This is a genomic window from Candidatus Planktophila sp., from assembly GCF_040402315.1.
In the GTDB taxonomy this organism is placed as follows: domain Bacteria; phylum Actinomycetota; class Actinomycetes; order Nanopelagicales; family Nanopelagicaceae; genus Planktophila.
The window spans coordinates 1-1,198 of the sequence record NZ_JBBAMU010000070.1 but is presented as its reverse complement, the minus strand read 5'-3'; the positions used below and the strand labels follow the sequence as shown (position 1 = coordinate 1,198).

Annotated in this window: 1 protein-coding gene; it reads right to left on the bottom strand. The window is 48.1% G+C overall.

Annotation, left to right across the window (positions count from 1 at the left end; translation table 11 throughout):
* Positions 1–130: 130 nt before the first annotated feature.
* Positions 131–1,198 (bottom strand): NADH:flavin oxidoreductase/NADH oxidase (locus tag AC9UEP_RS06040; RefSeq protein ID WP_509545118.1); only part of this gene is annotated, 1,068 nt, incomplete at its 5' end.

The window sequence follows — 1,198 nt, the reverse complement described above, 5'->3', positions numbered from 1 at the left end:
GCGGGGTGGCCAAAGCTGGTATTTACAGCTTTGTTATTACATCAAGGGCTAAAGCGGCAATAACACTGGGTGTGGGCGAGAAGGAGATTTTCGGAGAGGTTGTTCGCGGTGCCTATGTGGCACCAACTCCTTAACTTAGTTTTCCGCGCTCTATTGGCAGTGGCCACTTGATCTTCACACCAAGTTTTTGGGCAGCATGTAAAGGAAATCTTGGATTGCGCAAAAACTCCCTTGCCATAAAGACAGCATCTGCTTCACCTGTTTGGATGATGTGATCTGCTTGCTCTGGCTCAGTTATTAAGCCAACTGCAGTTGTCATGATGCCGGTCTCTGCTCTAATGGCTGTGGCAAAAGGAACTTGAAAACCAGGTGTTGCCTTAATAGGTGCGTTATGAACATTGCCACCTGTTGAAACATCGACCAGGTCAACTCCAAGTGCCTTTAACTGAGTGCAGAGCTCAACAGAGTCAATCAAGTTCCAACCATCATCGACCCAGTCCGTTGCAGAGATTCTTACAAACAGCGGTGTTCCAGTTGGGATTGCTTTTCTAACCGCTGCAACTGTTTCTAGAAGAAACCTTGTTCTATTGGCAAACTCTCCGCCGTATTCATCGGTGCGCTTGTTAGCAAGAGGGGAGTAGAACTGGTGGAAAAGGTAACCATGAGCGGCATGGAGTTCGATGACATCAAAGCCAATCTTTACTGATCTAACGGCAGCATCCACAAACTCTTGTGTGAGCTGATGGATTTCAGCAATCGTCAGTGCGCGTGGTTCTGGATAACCATGAAAGGCAAGTGCAGAAGAAGAGACAGCCTCCCAGCCACCTTCTTCAGCAGTGGCCATCTTGTGATCGCCCCAAGGCAAGGCGCACGCAGCTTTGCGACCTGCGTGGGCTAATTGGATTCCGATCTTCACATCATGACTATGTGCAAAATCAATTATTGGTTTAAATGCTGCTGCGTGAGCTTCATCTTCGATGGATGGACAACCAATAGAGATGCGACCTTCAGGAACAACTCCTGTTGCTTCAACCATGATTAAACCCGTGCCACCTGTTGCAAAGGAACCGAGGTGAACATTGTGCCATTGGCCTACAAATCCATCTGTAGCCATGTATTGGCACATCGGAGAAACCCAGATGCGGTTGTTAAATTCAACTCCGCGGATTGTGAGTGGATCAAAGAGTGCGCTCATGTG